General features: G+C 70.4%; 15 protein-coding genes. 9 read left to right on the forward strand and 6 right to left on the reverse strand.

Annotated features, from left to right (window positions below; translation table 11 throughout):
• Nucleotides 1-9: 9 nt before the first annotated feature.
• Nucleotides 10-801, forward strand: a complete 792-nt coding sequence (locus FHU35_RS28485; RefSeq protein ID WP_145745368.1) for a Bax inhibitor-1/YccA family protein — start codon at nt 10-12, stop codon at nt 799-801.
• Between the two features lie 163 nt (nt 802-964).
• Here FHU35_RS28485 and FHU35_RS28490 read toward each other — a convergent pair whose 3' ends face one another.
• Both FHU35_RS28490 and FHU35_RS28495 read right to left on the reverse strand, forming a co-directional pair.
• Nucleotides 965-2,185, reverse strand: coding sequence for an acetyl-CoA C-acetyltransferase (locus FHU35_RS28490; protein WP_145745370.1), 1,221 nt, complete (start codon nt 2,183-2,185; stop codon nt 965-967).
• A gap of 159 nt (nt 2,186-2,344) precedes the next feature.
• Nucleotides 2,345-3,268, reverse strand: a complete 924-nt coding sequence (locus FHU35_RS28495) for an SGNH/GDSL hydrolase family protein (RefSeq protein ID WP_145745372.1) — start codon at nt 3,266-3,268, stop codon at nt 2,345-2,347.
• Nucleotides 3,269-3,509: 241 nt separating this feature from the next.
• Here FHU35_RS28495 and FHU35_RS28500 point away from each other — a divergent pair, with 241 nt between their 5' ends.
• The 3 genes from FHU35_RS28500 to FHU35_RS28510 all read left to right on the forward strand — a co-directional run bounded on the left by FHU35_RS28500 (nt 3,510) and on the right by FHU35_RS28510 (nt 7,336).
• A complete protein-coding gene (locus FHU35_RS28500) occupies nt 3,510-4,877 on the forward strand; it encodes a cystathionine beta-synthase (protein WP_145745374.1) in 1,368 nt (455 codons plus the stop codon).
• Nucleotides 4,878-4,975: 98 nt separating this feature from the next.
• Nucleotides 4,976-6,091 carry an MFS transporter gene (locus tag FHU35_RS28505; RefSeq protein ID WP_145742729.1) on the forward strand — a complete coding sequence of 372 codons (1,116 nt, stop codon included), beginning with the start codon at nt 4,976-4,978 and terminating at the stop codon, nt 6,089-6,091.
• A 105-nt stretch (nt 6,092-6,196) separates the two neighbouring features.
• Complete coding sequence (locus tag FHU35_RS28510; protein ID WP_145745376.1) at nt 6,197-7,336, forward strand: cystathionine gamma-synthase; 1,140 nt, start codon at nt 6,197-6,199, stop codon at nt 7,334-7,336.
• Between the two features lie 141 nt (nt 7,337-7,477).
• On the opposite strand, the gene FHU35_RS28515 is transcribed toward FHU35_RS28510, so the two are convergent.
• Nucleotides 7,478-7,723 (reverse strand): hypothetical protein, encoded by a 246-nt coding sequence (locus tag FHU35_RS28515; protein ID WP_145742731.1) that lies wholly within the window; start codon nt 7,721-7,723, stop codon nt 7,478-7,480.
• 116 nt (nt 7,724-7,839) lie between these two features.
• Between FHU35_RS28515 and ilvA the strand changes: the two genes are divergently transcribed.
• A complete protein-coding gene (gene ilvA, locus FHU35_RS28520; RefSeq protein ID WP_145742733.1) occupies nt 7,840-9,051 on the forward strand; it encodes a threonine ammonia-lyase in 1,212 nt (403 codons plus the stop codon).
• 15 nt (nt 9,052-9,066) lie between these two features.
• Nucleotides 9,067-9,594: an Lrp/AsnC family transcriptional regulator gene (locus FHU35_RS28525; protein WP_145742736.1), complete on the forward strand. Its 528-nt coding sequence runs from the start codon at nt 9,067-9,069 to the stop codon at nt 9,592-9,594.
• Nucleotides 9,595-9,727: 133 nt separating this feature from the next.
• Here FHU35_RS28525 and greA read toward each other — a convergent pair whose 3' ends face one another.
• Nucleotides 9,728-10,216: a transcription elongation factor GreA gene (gene greA / locus FHU35_RS28530; protein WP_186459549.1), complete on the reverse strand. Its 489-nt coding sequence runs from the start codon at nt 10,214-10,216 to the stop codon at nt 9,728-9,730.
• Between the two features lie 192 nt (nt 10,217-10,408).
• Nucleotides 10,409-10,849 carry a DUF4307 domain-containing protein gene (locus FHU35_RS28535; RefSeq protein WP_186459550.1) on the reverse strand — a complete coding sequence of 147 codons (441 nt, stop codon included), beginning with the start codon at nt 10,847-10,849 and terminating at the stop codon, nt 10,409-10,411.
• 203 nt (nt 10,850-11,052) lie between these two features.
• On the opposite strand from FHU35_RS28535, the gene mca reads away from it, so the two are divergent.
• The 3 genes from mca (at nt 11,053) to FHU35_RS28550 (ending at nt 14,379) form a co-directional block, all read left to right on the forward strand.
• Complete coding sequence (mca, locus tag FHU35_RS28540; protein WP_145742742.1) at nt 11,053-11,937, forward strand: mycothiol conjugate amidase Mca; 885 nt, start codon at nt 11,053-11,055, stop codon at nt 11,935-11,937.
• A complete protein-coding gene (locus FHU35_RS28545) occupies nt 11,934-12,260 on the forward strand; it encodes a hypothetical protein (protein ID WP_145742744.1) in 327 nt (108 codons plus the stop codon). Before mca ends, FHU35_RS28545 begins: the two co-directional genes overlap by 4 nt.
• 106 nt (nt 12,261-12,366) lie before the next feature.
• Nucleotides 12,367-14,379 (forward strand): thioredoxin domain-containing protein, encoded by a 2,013-nt coding sequence (locus FHU35_RS28550; RefSeq protein WP_186459551.1) that lies wholly within the window; start codon nt 12,367-12,369, stop codon nt 14,377-14,379.
• Here FHU35_RS28550 and trhA read toward each other — a convergent pair.
• Nucleotides 14,370-15,047, reverse strand: coding sequence for a PAQR family membrane homeostasis protein TrhA (gene trhA / locus FHU35_RS28555; protein WP_281290256.1), 678 nt, complete (start codon nt 15,045-15,047; stop codon nt 14,370-14,372). The two genes, FHU35_RS28550 and trhA, sit on opposite strands and share 10 nt — an antisense overlap.
• Nucleotides 15,048-15,129 lie beyond the last annotated feature (82 nt).

Here is a 15,129-nt window from a genome sequence, read left to right on the forward strand (position 1 = left end):
GAGGATGAGTTGCGCACTACGAGCAACCCCGCGTTCCGCAAGCTGCCGGAAATGGCCGGTGGCTACGCGAACTTCAATCACGGTCAGGGGCAGCAGTCCGCTCCCGGCCAGGCGCCGGCTGCTCCCCCGCAGGCCGCGCGCCCGATGACGATCGACGACGTGGTCACCAAGACCGCGATCACCTTGACGCTCGCCGTGATCACGGCGGCGCTGACCTACCTGGTCGGTCCGCCCGCGGTCATTCTGGCGCTGCCCGCGGCGCTGATCGCCCTGGTGATCTCGCTCGTCATCATCTTCACCAAGAAGGTCCGGCCCGCGCTGGTCGTGGCCTACTCGGCGTTCGAGGGCGTGTTCCTCGGCGGCATCAGCTACGTGTTCGGGTCGTCGTTCGGCTCGGCGATCATCATGCAGGCGGTCGTGGGCACCCTCGGTGTGTTCGCCGCCATGCTGGTCGTCTACAAGACCGGCGCGATCCGGGTGACGCCGAAGCTGACCAAGTGGATCATCGGCGCGGTCGCGGGTGCGGCGGTGCTGATGCTGATCAACCTGGTCGCCGGCTTCTTCATGCCGGGCGGTCTCGGCCTGCGCGAGGCCGGCCCGCTGGGCATCGGCTTCAGCCTGCTGTGCATCGGCATCGCGGCGTTCAGCTTCCTGCTGGACTTCGACGCCGCCGACAAGTCGATCCGCAGCGGTGTGGACGCCAAGTTCGCCTGGTACATCGCCTTCGGCCTGATGACCACGCTGGTCTGGCTGTACCTGGAGATCCTCCGCCTGCTCTCCTACTTCACCAGCAGCGACTAGAACGTTGTTCGTGGAGCAGCTGCTCAGCGGTGCCGGTAGCGGAACCTGAGAACCCGCGGCGGTGCGAGTTGCTCAGGTGGGTACTGAGAAAGCGGCTGACGCCGCTTGCCTGACGTGAAGATGGCCGCCACTCCTCGGAGTGGCGGCCATCTTCACGTCTAGCTCAGCTGAGGCGCTCGAGGACCATGGCCATGCCCTGGCCGCCTCCGACGCACATGGTTTCCAGACCGAACTGCTTGTCGTGGAACTGCAGCGAGTTGATGAGCGTGGTGGTGATGCGGGCGCCGGTCATGCCGAACGGGTGGCCCACGGCGATCGCGCCGCCGTTGACGTTCAGCTTCTCCAGCGGGATGCCCAGGTCCTTGTAGGACGGGATGACCTGCGCGGCGAACGCCTCGTTGATCTCCACGAGGTCGATGTCGTCGATGGTCTTGCCCGCGCGCTTGAGGGCCTGCTTGGAGGCCTCGACCGGGCCGAGGCCCATGATCTCCGGCGACAGGCCGGACACGCCGGTCGACACGACGCGGGCGAGCGGCGTCAGGCCGAGCTGCTTGGCCTTGGTGTCGCTCATGATCACCAGTGCGGCGGCGCCGTCGTTGAGCGGGCAGCAGTTGGCCGCGGTGATCCGGCCGTCGGGGCGGAACACGGGCTTGAGGCCGGCCACGCCTTCCTTGGTCACGCCCGCGCGCGGGCCGTCGTCGGCGGAGACGACGGTGCCGTCCGGAGTCGTGACCGGGGTGATCTCGCGGGACCAGAAGCCGTTGGCGATGGCCTTCTCCGCGAGGTTCTGCGACCGGACGCCGAAGTCGTCCATCTCGTCGCGGCTGACGTCCTTGAGCCGCGCCAGGTTCTCGGCGGTCTGGCCCATCGGGATGTAGACGTCCGGGACGAGGTCGAGCTCGCGCGGGTCGGTCCAGCTGTCCGCGCCCTGCTCGGCGGTCTGCTGGGTGCGGGCCTCGGCGTCGGCGAACAGCGGGTTGTGGGTGTCCGGCAGCGAGTCGGAGGAGCCCTTGGCCAGGCGCGACACGGCCTCCACGCCCGCGCTGATGAACACGTCGCCCTCACCGGCCTTGATGGCGTGCAGCGCCATCCGGGTGGTCTGCAGGCTCGAGGAGCAGTAGCGGGTGATGGTGGTGCCGGGCAGCTGGTCGTAGCCGAGTTCGACGGCGACCGCGCGGGCCATGTTGAAGCCCTGCTCGCCGCCGGGCAGGCCGCAGCCGAGCATCAGGTCGTCGATCTCGGCCGGGTTGAGCTCGGGGACCTTGTCCAGCGCCGCCTTGATGATCTGGGCGGTCAGGTCGTCCGGGCGGATGTCCTTCAGCGATCCCTTGCCTGCGCGGCCGATCGGGGAGCGCGCAGCGGAGACGATGACTGCTTCGGGCATGGGGAACTCCTTCGTTCGCCTGGGCGCGAAAGTTGGTTACTGACCGGTCACTTTAGAGGCGTTCCCACCATCCTGTCGGTGACGCCACTCACCCACAAGCCCAACCGACCGCTTGGTACGCGCGCTCTCCGCCGACGGCTCACCCGACCGAGTCCCGCATCAGGGGCGGTGATGGTGGAGGCGGCGGTTGAGGTGGGCCACGACCCTGCTGGTGGGGCGGCGGGCCTCGGCCGTCTCCGAGCGGGTCGGAGCCGGCGGCAGCGGCCCGCCCTGCCAGGCACCGATGGCGATGCACATGACCGGGAGCAGGATGTCGGCCGCGGCCTCGTAGCCCGCGCCCGAGGGGTGGAACTTGTCCGGGCTGAAGTACTCCGCGGGCCTGGCCAAGAACTCCGGGGACAGCAAGTCGGCCAGCGGCACCGCGTAACCCCCGCAGGCCTCCACGCTGCGGCGTTGGGCGCGGGCCAGCGCGAGGCTCCACCGGCTGGCCACCGAGCGCAGCGGCTGCGGGATCGGCCGGATCGAACCGAGGTCCGGGCAGGTGCCCACGACGACCTTCACGTCCGCCTCGACCAGCCGCCGGACCTGGTCGCCGAGCAGCTCGGCGCACCGGGAGACCGGCAGCTTCGAGGTGACGTCGTTGGCCCCGATGATGATCAGCACCGCTTCCGGTGGACGCCGCAGGACCGCGTCGACCTGCGCGGACAGCTCCTGGGTCCGCGCCCCGACGATGGCGTGCGTGGTCAGTGCGACGGGCCGGTCCACCTCTTCCGCCAGCCCCTGCGCGACCCGGACGCCGGGCAGCTCGCGCGGGAGGCTCGCGCCCAGACCGGCCGCCGAGGAATCGCCGAGCACGGCCATCTCCAGCGGCTGGACGTCCTCGGGGACCTCGTCGCGCGGTACCGGTCCAACGCCGGTGGGCAGGTGCACGCCGTCGGCGCGCAGCGGTTCGGCGGCCGGGGGTCCGATGACCCGCCGAGCGTGCCCCGCCTGCCCGTTGAGAAATCCGTACGCCGCTCCGGACAGGCCTCCCGCCGTACCGGCGGCCAGCAGTGCGAGCCGCAAAGCCTTCGCCGCGATCATCTCGGCCCCTCCCTCCGCACCGCCCCGGGGACGGGAATCGTGACCCGTCCGACCAGGGGCGCGCTCGGCGAAACGCCCCCTGTCCCCACTAGGGGAACGCCGCCGAACCCGAAAAAACTTCCTCAACCGTGTGTCGTCCGGAAGGTCCCTTGGGTTAGCACCTGACCAGCCGATTACGCTCGGCATCACACCCGCGCCGGAGACCCGCCGGGCGGGACCGACCGACGACTTAGGACGAGGCGTGGACTACGTCGAGCACGTCACCGAATTGGTGGGCAACACTCCGCTGGTCCGGCTGAACGCGGTGGCCACCGGCAAGACCCCGGTGCTGGCGAAGGTGGAGTACCTCAACCCCGGCGGCAGCGTGAAGGACCGCATCGCGCTGCGCATGATCGACGCCGCCGAGGCCTCCGGCGAGCTCAAGGCCGGCGGCACCATCGTCGAGCCGACCTCGGGGAACACCGGCGTCGGACTGGCGATGGTCGCCCAGCGCAGGGGATACCGCTGCGTGTTCGTCTGCCCGGACAAGGTCAGCGAGGACAAGCGCAACGTCCTCAAGGCCTACGGCGCGGAGGTCGTGGTGTGCCCGACCGCCGTCGAGCCCGAGCACCCCGATTCCTACTACAGCGTCTCGGATCGCCTGGTCGAGGAGATCGACGGCGCCTGGAAGCCCAACCAGTACGCCAACCCGCAGAACCCCGAGTCCCACGTGCACTCCACGGGCCCGGAGATCTGGGAGCAGACCGAGGGCAAGGTGACGCACTTCGTCGCAGGCATCGGCACCGGCGGCACGATCTCCGGCACCGGCGAGTACCTGAAGAAGGTTTCCGGCGGCAAGGTCAAGATCGTCGGGGCGGACCCGGAGGGATCCGTCTACTCCGGCGGTCACGGCCGTCCCTACCTGGTGGAGGGCGTCGGCGAGGACTTCTGGCCGACCACCTACGACCAGGGCGTCTGCGACGAGATCGTGCCGGTCACCGACGCCGAGTCCTTCGAGATGACCCGGCGCCTCGCCAACGAGGAGGCGCTGCTGGTCGGCGGTTCCTGCGGCATGGCCGTCGCCGCGGCGCTCAAGATCGCCGAGAAGGCGAGCCCGGACGACGTGATCGTGGTGCTGCTGCCCGACGGCGGCCGCGGCTACCTCGGCAAGATCTTCAACGACTCCTGGATGGCCTCCTACGGCTTCCTCTCGCCGGACGTCGGCGGTGGCCGGGTCGGCGACGTGCTGCGCCGCAAGGACGGCACGATCCCCGAGCTGGTGCACACGCACCCCAGCGAGACCGTGGCGGAAGCCGTGGCGATCCTGCGCGAGTTCGGCGTCTCCCAGATGCCGGTCGTGCGCGCGGAGCCGCCGATCATGGCGGCGGAGATCGCGGGCGCGGTCAACGAGCGCGACCTGCTGGACGCGCTGTTCGCGGGCCGGGCGCACCTCGCCGACACCGTCGAGCAGCACATGTCCCCGCCGCTGCCGACCATCGGTGCAGGTGAGGAGATCAGCTCGGCGATGTCGGCGCTGACCGGCGCGGACGGCGCGATGGTGCTCATCGACGGCAAGCCGGCCGGAGTCGTGACCCGCCAGGATGTGCTCGGATTCATCGCCGGTCGATGACGAGTTGATGTGGAAACGGCACTGCGCTCAGACCTGATCAGATAGCGTGGTGCCGAAGTATGCCCAGGACTTTGGACGCCGCAAGGGAGTAGTACCCGATGAGCTCTCCGCAGCCGCCGGACGGCGGTCAGCAGGGTTCGGACCCGATTTCGAACCGGATGGACCCCCAGGACGAGAACCAGGCTGGCGGTGACTCGACCCAGGTCGTGCGTCCTGTCCAGTCGCAGGGGCAGCAGCAGCCGCAGTCCGAGGCGACGCAGGTCGTCCGGCCCACGGGCCAGCCGCAGCAGGGCGGCGACTCCACCCAGGTGGTGCCGCCGTCGATGCAGCCTCCGCAGCCGATGTACCAGCAGCCGGGCCAGGGCGGCCAGCAGCAGGGCGGCGCGGACGCGACGGCGATGGTGCCGCCGTCCATGCAGCCCCCGCAGCCGATGTACCAGCAGCCGGGCACGCAGAGCCAGCCCGGCGGCTTCCCGTCGCAGCCGCAGCAGCAGGGCACTCCCGGCGGAGGCTTCCCGGCTCCGCAGGCCCAGGGCGGCTTCCCGCCCCCGCAGGCCGGCTTCCCGGGTCAGGGCCAGTCCGGACCGGGGCAGGGCGGTGTGTCGACCCTGCCGATCGCGCAGTGGGTGACGATCGGTCTCGCGGCTCTGGGGCTCATCGGCTCGATCATCAGCGGCATCATGACCATGTCCTACTTCCCGGGCGTCGGGATCGCCACGATCTTGGTCTCGCTCCTGTTCTGCGGTGGGTGGATCTTCGCCGCTTACTCGGGTGGGCAGGGCAAGCAGTGGGGACGGATTCTCGTCACCGTCTTCGCGGGCTTGGGGGTCCTCGGTGGCCTGATCAACATCGCCATCAGCCCGCTCGCCGGAATCCTCGGCCTGCTGGTCGGTGCGGCGATCCTGGTGCTGTGGTGGTTGCCGTCGACCACCGCCGCGATGAACGCTCTCGCCGGCGCCCCCGCTCCGCAGGCCGCTGGTGGGTACGGCCCGCCGCAGGGCGGCTTCGGCCAGCAGCAGCCGCCGCAGCAGTTCGGCCAGCCCGCCCCGCCGCAGCAGTTCGGCCAGCAGCCCCCGCAGGGCTACGGTCAGCCGCCGCAGCAGGGCTTCGGCCAGCAGCAGCCCCCGCAGGGCTACCCGCAGTCCGGTGGCTTCCCGCAGCAGGGCGGCTACCCGCAGCAGCCGGGTCAGCCGCCGCAGCCGCCGCAGTGGTGAGCTGACGCGAAGCACCCGAAGTGCTCCCGGCCTGACCAGGTCGGGAGCACTTCGCTTTTCGGGCCCGGATCACCGGATCGCCCCAGGAGTAATACGCTGCTCCACATGAGTGACGGCTTCGCCACCCGCGCGATTCACGCGGGACAGGAGGCAGACCCGACGACCGGTTCGGTGATCGTGCCCATCCACGCCACCTCGACCTACGCGCAGGACGGCGTCGGCGGGATGCGCTCCGGATACGAGTACTCCCGGACCGGCAACCCGACCCGGACCGCGCTGGAGCGCTGCCTGGCCGAGCTGGAGAACGGCAGGCACGCGCGTGCCTACGCCTCCGGCATGGCGGCCACCGACGCCGTGCTGCGCTCCGAGCTGCGCCCGGGCGATCACCTGGTGATCCCGGATGACGCCTACGGCGGCACCTTCCGGCTGATCGACAAGGTGCTCACCGGCTGGGGCATCACCTACACGCCCGCCCCGGTGTCCGATGTCGACGCGGTGCGCGCGGCGATCCAGGACAACACCAAGCTGGTCTGGGTGGAGACGCCCACCAACCCGCTGCTCAACATCGGTGACATCGCCTCGCTGGCGCAGGTCTCCGCCGACGCGGGCGTGAAGTTCGTCGTCGACAACACCTTCGCCTCGCCGTTCCTGCAGCAGCCGCTGGAGCTCGGCGCGACCGCGGTGGTCCACTCGACCACCAAGTACCTCGGCGGGCACTCCGACGTGGTCGGCGGCGCCGTGGTCACCTCCGACGACGCGCTCGCCGAGCAGCTGGCGTTCCTGCAGAACGGCGCGGGCGCGGTGCCCGGCCCGTTCGACGCGTTCCTGACGATGCGCGGGCTTAAGACCCTCGCGGTGCGCATGGAGCGCCACAGCGCGAACGCCGAGCGGATCGTCGCGGCGCTCAGCGGGCACCCCAAGGTCGCGAAGGTCCTCTACCCGGGTCTGCCGGACCACCCGGGGCACGAGGTCGCCGCCAAGCAGATGAAGCACTTCGGCGGGATGATCTCGTTCCTCCACGCCGACGGCGAGCAGGCCGCGCTGGACGTCTGCGCCCGCACGCGGCTGTTCACCCTCGCCGAGTCCCTGGGCGGCGTCGAGTCGCTCATCGAGCACCCGGGCAAGATGACGCACGCCAGCACCGCGGGTTCGATGCTGCAGGTCCCCTCGGACCTGGTCCGCCTGTCGGTCGGGATCGAAGAGGCCGACGACCTCGTCGAGGACCTCCTGGCCGCTCTCGGCTGAGCACGGGCAAGAAGGCGGTCGCGCAAGGGCACGACCTGGGCCGTTCCCAGTTTTAGTCCAAACTGAGCCGACATTTCGGACATGATCATGGCTCGGTTTGGACTAAAACTGGGAGCTGGCGACCCGGCGCGGCCGCCCACCTCACCTGGCCAGGAACGGGTCCGCGCCGTCCGGAGCGGGGGACTCGACGGGCTCGCGCGGGGTGACCGGGAGGTCGCTGGGCTGCAGGCAGCCGCCGATGAGCTCCACGACGCCGTCGTGCTCGTGGTAGGTGCCCGGGTCGTCACAGCCGGAGCCGAGCACCACCAGGACCGCCGCACCGGAGAGCGCCGCCGCCGTGACCATGCCTGCCAGGAGCGGCAGCACACCGCTGCTCGGCTGCGCCATGATTCCCTCCCAGCAGTGCCTCGACCAGCGCTTCGCGCTCGGTGACCGGTCCGTCCACTGAGCGTACCGAACCTGGCGCGCTAGTACCGGTAGATCAGCGGTGGCACGATTGCCGCATGCAGCTCGTCGACCTGGAACGAATTCGCGAAGCGGACGCCCTGCTCGCCAAGGTGGCCCGGCGGACACCGATGGAGCACTCCCGGATGCTCGGTGAGCACACCGGCGGCGAAGTTCACCTCAAGTGCGAGAACCTCCAGCGCACCGGCTCCTTCAAGCTGCGCGGGGCCTACGTGCGGTTGCTCGGGCTCTCCGCCGAGCGCCGCGCCGCCGGTGTGGTGGCCGCCAGCGCGGGCAACCACGCGCAGGGCGTCGCCCTCGCGGCGCAGCTGCTGGGCATCCCCGCCACCGTCTACATGCCCGAACAGGTCCCGCTGCCGAAGCTCGCCGCGACCAAGGCCTACGGAGCCCAGGTGACGCTGCACGGCGCGGTGCTCGCCGAAACCCTCGCCGCGGCCAGGGAGCACGCTGAACGTACCCGTGCGGAGTTCATCCACCCCTTCGACCACCCGGACATCGTCGCCGGTCAAGGGACTGTCGGGCTCGAGATCCTGGAGCAGCTGCCCGAGGTGCGCACCATCCTCGTGCCGACCGGCGGGGGAGGGCTGGTCGCGGGCGTGGCGGCCGCGGTGAAGGCCACGCGCCCCGACGTGAAGGTGCTGGCCGTCCAGGCGGAGCGCGCCGCCGCGTGGCCGGTGTCGCTGGCCGCCGGGAAGCCCGTTCCGATCAGCGACACCCAGACGATGGCCGACGGGATCGCCGTCGGGGAACCGGGAGCGGTGACCTTCGCGCACGTCTCGGACCTGGCGGACGGGGTCCTCACGGTCAGCGAGGAGTCGTTGTCGCGGGCCCTGCTGCTGTGCCTGGAGCGGGCGAAGCTCGTCGTCGAGCCGGCCGGGGTCGCTGCCGTGGCCGCACTGCTGGAACACCCCGAGCAGGTCGTCTCGCCGACCGCCGCGGTGGTGTCGGGCGGCAACATCGACCCGCTGCTGATGCTCCAGCTGATCCAGCACGGCATGACCTCGGCCGGCCGGTACCTGTCGCTGCGGGTCCGGTTGCCCGACCGGCCCGGCTCGCTCGCCGCGATGCTGGCCAAGCTCGGTGAGCTCAACGCCAACGTCATCGACATCGAGCACTCCCGGATCTCCGGCGCGCTCGCCCTCGGGGAGGTCGACGTCGAGGTCTCGCTGGAGACCAGGGGTCAGGAGCACCGCGAGTACGTCGTGACCCAGCTCGAAGACGCCGGTTACACGATCCTCGCCCGCCGCTGAGCAAGGAGTTCCCCCGTGACTGCGACCAACGGTCCCGACGAGCTGGACGCCCGGCTGCTGCTCCTGCTCTCCGACGAGCCTCGGCTGGGCGTGCTGGAGTGCTCCCGCCGGCTCGGCGTCGCCCGCGGCACCGTGCAGGCCAGGCTGGACCGGCTCGTCCAGCGCGGTGTCCTGCAGGGGTTCCCGCCGGAGCTGGACCTGGCCGCGATGGGGTACGGGCTCACCGCGTTCGCGGTGCTGGAGATCGCGCAGGGCCACCGCGGAGTCGTCGCCGACACGCTGGCCGCGATCGACGAGGTGTGCGAGGTGCACGCGACCACCGGCCAGGGCGACCTGTTCGTGCGCATGGTCGCCCGGTCCAACGACGACCTGCAGCGCGTGATCGACGAGGTGGTCGGAGTTCCCGGCGTGCGGCGCACCTCGACGTCGATCGCGCTGTCCACTCCGGTCCCGCCGAGAGTGCGTCCGCTGCTGCGCCGACTTTCCGGGGAAAAGCGAGCGGGCGTCCCGGAATCCGGAACGCCCGCGGACCGAGCGGATTAGCCCGGTATCGATTCTTAATTGCGGTGAAACCGCATCAAGGTTTCACCGCATATATGCCCTGTGAAGCCAGATCAACAAAGGGACGCGCAGCGACTCGAAGCCGCTGCGCGTCAAAGAAGTGCGCGATGAAAGATCAGCCGTCGAAGGGCTCGGCCTTGACGAGCGTGACCTTCATGTTGCCGCCGTTCGGGAGTTCGTACTCGCGGCTCTCGCCCTCCTCGGCGTCCAGCAGAGCTTTGCCCAGCGGCGAGCTGGGGGAGTAGACCTCGAGGTCGCCGTGGGCGCCCTCTTCACGGTTGGCGAGCAGGAACTGCTCGGTCTCGTCTTCGCCGTCGTAGCGGACGGTCAGCACGGAACCGGGCTTGGCCACGCCGGACTCGGTGGGCACGTCGCCGACCTGGGCGGTGCGCAGCAGTTCCTGCAACTGGCGGATGCGGGACTCGACCTGGCCCTGCTCCTCGCGGGCGGCGTGATACCCGCCGTTCTCGCGCAGGTCGCCTTCCTCGCGGGCTTCGTTGATCTTCGCGGCGATCACCGGGCGGTTGGCCACGAGCTCGTCCAGCTCACCCTTGAGCCGGTCGTAAGCATCCTGGGTCAGCCAGGTCACCTGGGTCTCGCTCACGGTCACCACTCCTCGTCGACTTCTCGACCCGCACTACCCGCGGGTCAAATTGCAATTCCGCCCTTTTCTCGGCCAATGCCAAGTAACGGAAAAACACGGCCCTCAGCGGGGGCCGTGCTGCGCTCGACGATAGCACGAATCAGCACGCAAAGGGGCCGGATTCTCCTCCCGCCCGACGTGCAGCGGGGCGCTTCACCCGGTTGGCCGCGTGTGAGTGGACAAATATTCAGGAACGTTGTAAGTGCAGCCGTACACCTCCCCGATGGTCGCTCGGGCGGATGTACGAAGCACAGTGTCCTGCCGACTCACGCCGTTCGCCGGGTGAACCAGGACCTCGCGCCTGCCGACCTCCTCGCCGGCCTCGGATCGACCTCGCACCACGCAGTCCGCGGGCCGCTGCGGGTCGTCCCGCTGGACCTCGAGGGTGACCCGGACGGAGTGGTCGTCGATCACCTCGAAGGCCACCTGCTTGCCCTCGATGGGCGTGGAACCGAGGTTGCGGTAACCGATGAGCGCGACGCCCGTGAGGGCCAGGGCCACGACCACGAGCAGCACCCAGCGGAGGACGGGACGGGTGTGCGCGCTGCGAGCGCGCGAGCCGTACCGGTCCGGCGGGATCTGCTGCTGCGTCACGGCGGCCTTTCGGCGCGGGCGGTGGATCTGCGGCCGGAACCACAAGGGGCGAGGGCCGGGAAGTCGGTTCCACCGGGAACAATGGAGGACGACATCCACGTTGAGTATCCCTGGAGCGCCCAGCGGGCCGACGGCGGGGCCGTCGAGGACTGGGGGCCTCGCACAGGGCGGATGCTGCTACTAGCGGGAGGAACAAGCGGGCGATGGCGGACAAGCTGCGACTGATGACGGTGCACGCGCACCCGGACGACGAGTCCAGCAAGGGGGCCGCGACCACCGCGCGTTACGTGGCCGAGGGCCACGATGTGATGGTGGTCACCTGCACGGGAGGTGAAGCGGGCAGCATCCTCAACCCGGCGATGGACCGGCCGGAGGTCGTCGAGAACCTGACCGAGGTGCGCCGCGAGGAGATGGCGAACGCGGCCGGGATCCTCGGCGTCGAGCACCGCTGGCTCGGCTACGTCGACTCCGGGCTGCCGGAGGGCGACCCGCTGCCGGCGCTGCCGGAGGGCGTGTTCGCCACGGTCCCGATCGAGGAGTCCACCCGCGAGCTGGTCAAGGTCGTGCGGGAGTTCCGGCCGCACGTCGTGATCACCTACGACGAGAACGGCGGCTATCCGCACCCGGACCACATCCGCTGCCACGAGATCTCCGTCGCGGCCTTCGACGCCGCCGGTGACCCCGACCTCTTCAAGGGCGACGGCGAGCCCTGGCAGCCGCTGAAGCTCTACTACTCGCACGGATTCGCCCGCAAGCGCATGCAGCTGTTCCACGAGTCGCTGCTCGGCGAGGGCAAGGAATCGCCCTACACCGACTGGCTCGAGCGCTGGGACGCGCAGAACCGCCCCGATCCGGACGACCGGGTCACCACGCGCGTGCCGTGCGGGGAATACTTCGAGAAGCGGGACGACGCTTTGCGCGCCCACGCGACCCAGATCGATCCGACGAGCCGCTGGTTCGCGGTCTCGTGCGAGGTCCAGCGCGAGCTGTGGCCGACCGAGGACTACGAGCTGGTGCGTTCGCTGGTCGACACGACGTTGCCGGAGGACGACCTGTTCACCGGCGTGCAGGAGAAGGTGTGCGCATGAGTGCCCAGGAGACCGTCGCACTGGTGCTGGCCCAGACGCCCGGACCGCCGCAGGACCCGGGCGGGCAGGGCGAGGACTTCGGCAAGTCCTCCCCGCTGGGGCTGGTGCTGCTGATCGTGTTCGCCATCTCGGTGGTGCTGCTGGTCCGCTCCATGACCAAGCACCTGAAGAAGCTGCCGGTCGTCTTCGACGAGGACAAGGCCAGCGCGGCCACGCCGGCTCGCGTCAAGCGGGCCGAGGCCGCCGCCGCGAAGGAAGCCGAGGAGACCGGGGAACCGGAGGCCGCCGAGGAGCCGACGGGCTCCAAGGCGAAGACCGAGTAGGACCTGCGCGCGACGGGGCCATCCGGAACACCGGGTGGCCCCGTCGCGCGTTCTCAGGAACACCCTCACCAGTGCGGCGGGATGATCGAAATGGGAAGGTGAGGGCATGGTGAACCGGCTCGCGGACTCGACGAGTCCGTACCTGCTCCAGCACGCGGACAACCCGGTCGACTGGAGGCCGTGGGGCTCCGAAGCGTTCGAGGAGGCGCGCCGCCGGGATGTCCCGGTGCTGCTGTCGATCGGGTACGCCGCCTGCCACTGGTGCCACGTGATGGCGCACGAGTCCTTCGAGGACGACGACACCGCTCGCCTGATGAACGAGCACTTCGTCAACATCAAGGTGGACCGCGAGGAGCGGCCCGACATCGACGCGGTCTACATGGAAGCGACCCAGGCCATGACCGGCCAGGGCGGCTGGCCGATGACCTGCTTCCTCACGCCCGACGGCGAACCGTTCCACTGCGGCACCTACTACCCGGGCTCGCCGATGCCCGGCATGCCGTCGTTCTCGCAGCTGCTCGCCGCCGTCGCGCAGGCGTGGGACGGGCGCGGTGACGAGGTGCGCAAGGCCGCGACCCGCATCGTCGAGCAGCTCAACGAGCAGCGCTCACCGCTGCCGGAGTCGATCCTCGACGACGAGGTGCTCACCGGTGCGGTCGGCCGCCTGCGCGGAGAGGCCGACCGCCAGAACGGTGGTTTCGGCGATGCGCCGAAGTTCCCGCCGTCGATGGTGCTGGAGTTCTTGCTGCGCCACCACGAGCGGACAGGATCGGCCGAAGCGCTCGAACTCGCCGAGCACTGCTGCTCCGCCATGGCGCGCGGCGGCATCTACGACCAGCTGGCGGGTGGTTTCGCGCGGTACAGCGTCGACGCCGCCTGGGTCGTTCCGCACTTCGAGAAGATGCTCTACGACAACGCCCTGCTGCTGCGCGCCTACGCGCACCTGGGCAGGCTCGGTGACGACCTCTCCGCCCGGGTGGCCAGGGAGACCGCGGGGTTCCTGCTCCGCGATCTGCGCACTCCCGAGGGCGGTTTCGCGGCGTCGCTGGACGCCGACACCGACGGCGTCGAGGGCCTGACCTACGTGTGGACCCCCGATCAGCTGCGCGAGGTGCTCGGCGCCGAGGACGGCGACTGGGCGGCGTCGCTGCTGGTCGTGACCCCGGACGGCACCTTCGAGGAGGGCGCCTCGACGCTGCGGCTGCCGCGCGATCCCGACGACCCGGCCCGGTGGGCGAGGGTGCGGGAGAGCCTGCTGGCCGCCAGGGAGCAGCGCTCTCAGCCGGGCAAGGACGACAAGGTCGTCACCGCTTGGAACGGCATGGCCATCACCGCGCTCGTCGAGGCCGCGACCGCGCTGGAGGAACCGTCCTGGGTGGAGGCCGCGGCCGGTGCCGCCGAGCTGCTGCTCTCGACGCACTTCGCAGGCGGGAGGCTGCTGCGGACCTCGCGGGACGGCGTCGCGGGCACGGCGGCGGGAGTGCTGGAGGACTACGCCTGCTTCGCCGACGGTCTCCTGTCGCTGCACCAGGCCACCGCCGACCCGCGCTGGCTGACCACCGCGTGCGAGCTCCTGGACGTCGCGCTCGACCAGTTCACCGACGCCGAGAACCCGGGCGCGTTCTACGACACCGCCTCCGACGGTGAAGCCCTGGTGCGCAGGCCCTCCGACCCCACCGACAACGCGAGCCCGTCCGGCGCAGCGGCCCTGACCTCGGCGCTGCTCACCGCATCGGCTCTGGTCGGCCCGGGTGATACCGGCCGCTACCGCGCCGCCGCGGAGCAGGCGCTCTCCCGGGCGGGTCTGCTCGCCCAGCGCGCACCCCGCTTCGCCGGGCACTGGCTGGCCGTCGCCGAGGCGCGAGCCCAGGGGCCGCTGCAGATCGCGGTCGTGGGAACGGACGAGACCGCCCGAGCGCAACTCCTCGCGGCGGCCCGCAGCAGGGTGCCCGGAGGTGCCGTCGTGGTCGCCTCGACGCCGGAAGCGGCCGGGGTTCCGCTGCTCGCCGACCGACCTCTGGTCGACGGGGAGGCGGCCGCCTACGTCTGCCGCGGCTACGTCTGCGACCGCCCCGTCACGAACTCGGGCGACCTGGTGGAGAACCTGGCTCAGGCGTAGAGGGCGAGCCAGATGGCCACGTGGTGGCAGATCGCCGCCGCCGTGACCGTCGAGTGGAAGAACTCGTGGTACCCGAACGTCTTGGGCCACGGGTCCGGCCAGCGGGTGGCGTAGAAGACCGCGCCCAGCGTGTAGAGGGCGCCGCCCACGATGAGCAGCACCAGGACCGCCACGCCGGCGTTGTTGAGCAGGTCGGGGAGCACGAACACGGCCACCCAGCCCAGCGCGATGTAGACCGGGACTCCGACCCAGCGCGGCGCGTTCGGCCAGGCGAGCTTGAGGATCACGCCGCCGAGCGCGCCCGCCCACACCACGGCGAGCACGACGGCGCCGGTCGTCGGCTGCATCGCGATCATCGCCAGCGGCGTGTAGGTGCCGGCGATGAACAGGAAGATCATCGAGTGGTCGAGCCGGCGCATCCAGGTGCGCGCGCCGACCGAGTTCCAGGTCTTGCGGTGGTAGAGCGCGCTCACGCCGAACAGGCCGAGCACGGTCGCCGAGTAGATCGAGGTGCCCAGCGCGGCTTCACCGGACACCGTCGCTGCGGCCAGCGAGATGAGCGTCGCGCCGGCGGCGAAGAACGCCAGCAACGACCAGAAGTGGATCCAACCGCGCATGCGCGGTTTGGTGATCGCGTGCGGGACTCGGGAAGAGACGGCGTTGGTCACGACTCAAGGTTACGGGACCGTAGGTTTCCGTCGGCTGTGATGTCCGTTGCTCCGGGGGCGCGTGAGGCGGGATCGGCGCGCC

It is taken from the genome of Saccharopolyspora dendranthemae (assembly GCF_007829955.1).
Classification (GTDB): Bacteria; Actinomycetota; Actinomycetes; order Mycobacteriales; family Pseudonocardiaceae; genus Saccharopolyspora; species Saccharopolyspora dendranthemae.

What these genes read in the sequence shown, in the direction of transcription:
- FHU35_RS28505 (WP_145742729.1), top strand. Translation starts at nt 4,976, where the DNA reads ATGAGCTCTCCGCAGCCGCCGGACGGCGGTCAGCAGGGTTCGGACCCG.
- FHU35_RS28545 (WP_145742744.1), top strand. Translation starts at nt 11,934, where the DNA reads ATGAGTGCCCAGGAGACCGTCGCACTGGTGCTGGCCCAGACGCCCGGA.
- FHU35_RS28490 (WP_145745370.1), bottom strand. Translation starts at nt 2,185, where the DNA reads ATGCCCGAAGCAGTCATCGTCTCCGCTGCGCGCTCCCCGATCGGCCGC.
- FHU35_RS28515 (WP_145742731.1), bottom strand. Translation starts at nt 7,723, where the DNA reads ATGGCGCAGCCGAGCAGCGGTGTGCTGCCGCTCCTGGCAGGCATGGTC.
- ilvA (WP_145742733.1), top strand. Translation starts at nt 7,840, where the DNA reads ATGCAGCTCGTCGACCTGGAACGAATTCGCGAAGCGGACGCCCTGCTC.
- mca (WP_145742742.1), top strand. Translation starts at nt 11,053, where the DNA reads ATGGCGGACAAGCTGCGACTGATGACGGTGCACGCGCACCCGGACGAC.
- FHU35_RS28550 (WP_186459551.1), top strand. Translation starts at nt 12,367, where the DNA reads ATGGTGAACCGGCTCGCGGACTCGACGAGTCCGTACCTGCTCCAGCAC.
- FHU35_RS28495 (WP_145745372.1), bottom strand. Translation starts at nt 3,268, where the DNA reads ATGATCGCGGCGAAGGCTTTGCGGCTCGCACTGCTGGCCGCCGGTACG.
- FHU35_RS28510 (WP_145745376.1), top strand. Translation starts at nt 6,197, where the DNA reads ATGAGTGACGGCTTCGCCACCCGCGCGATTCACGCGGGACAGGAGGCA.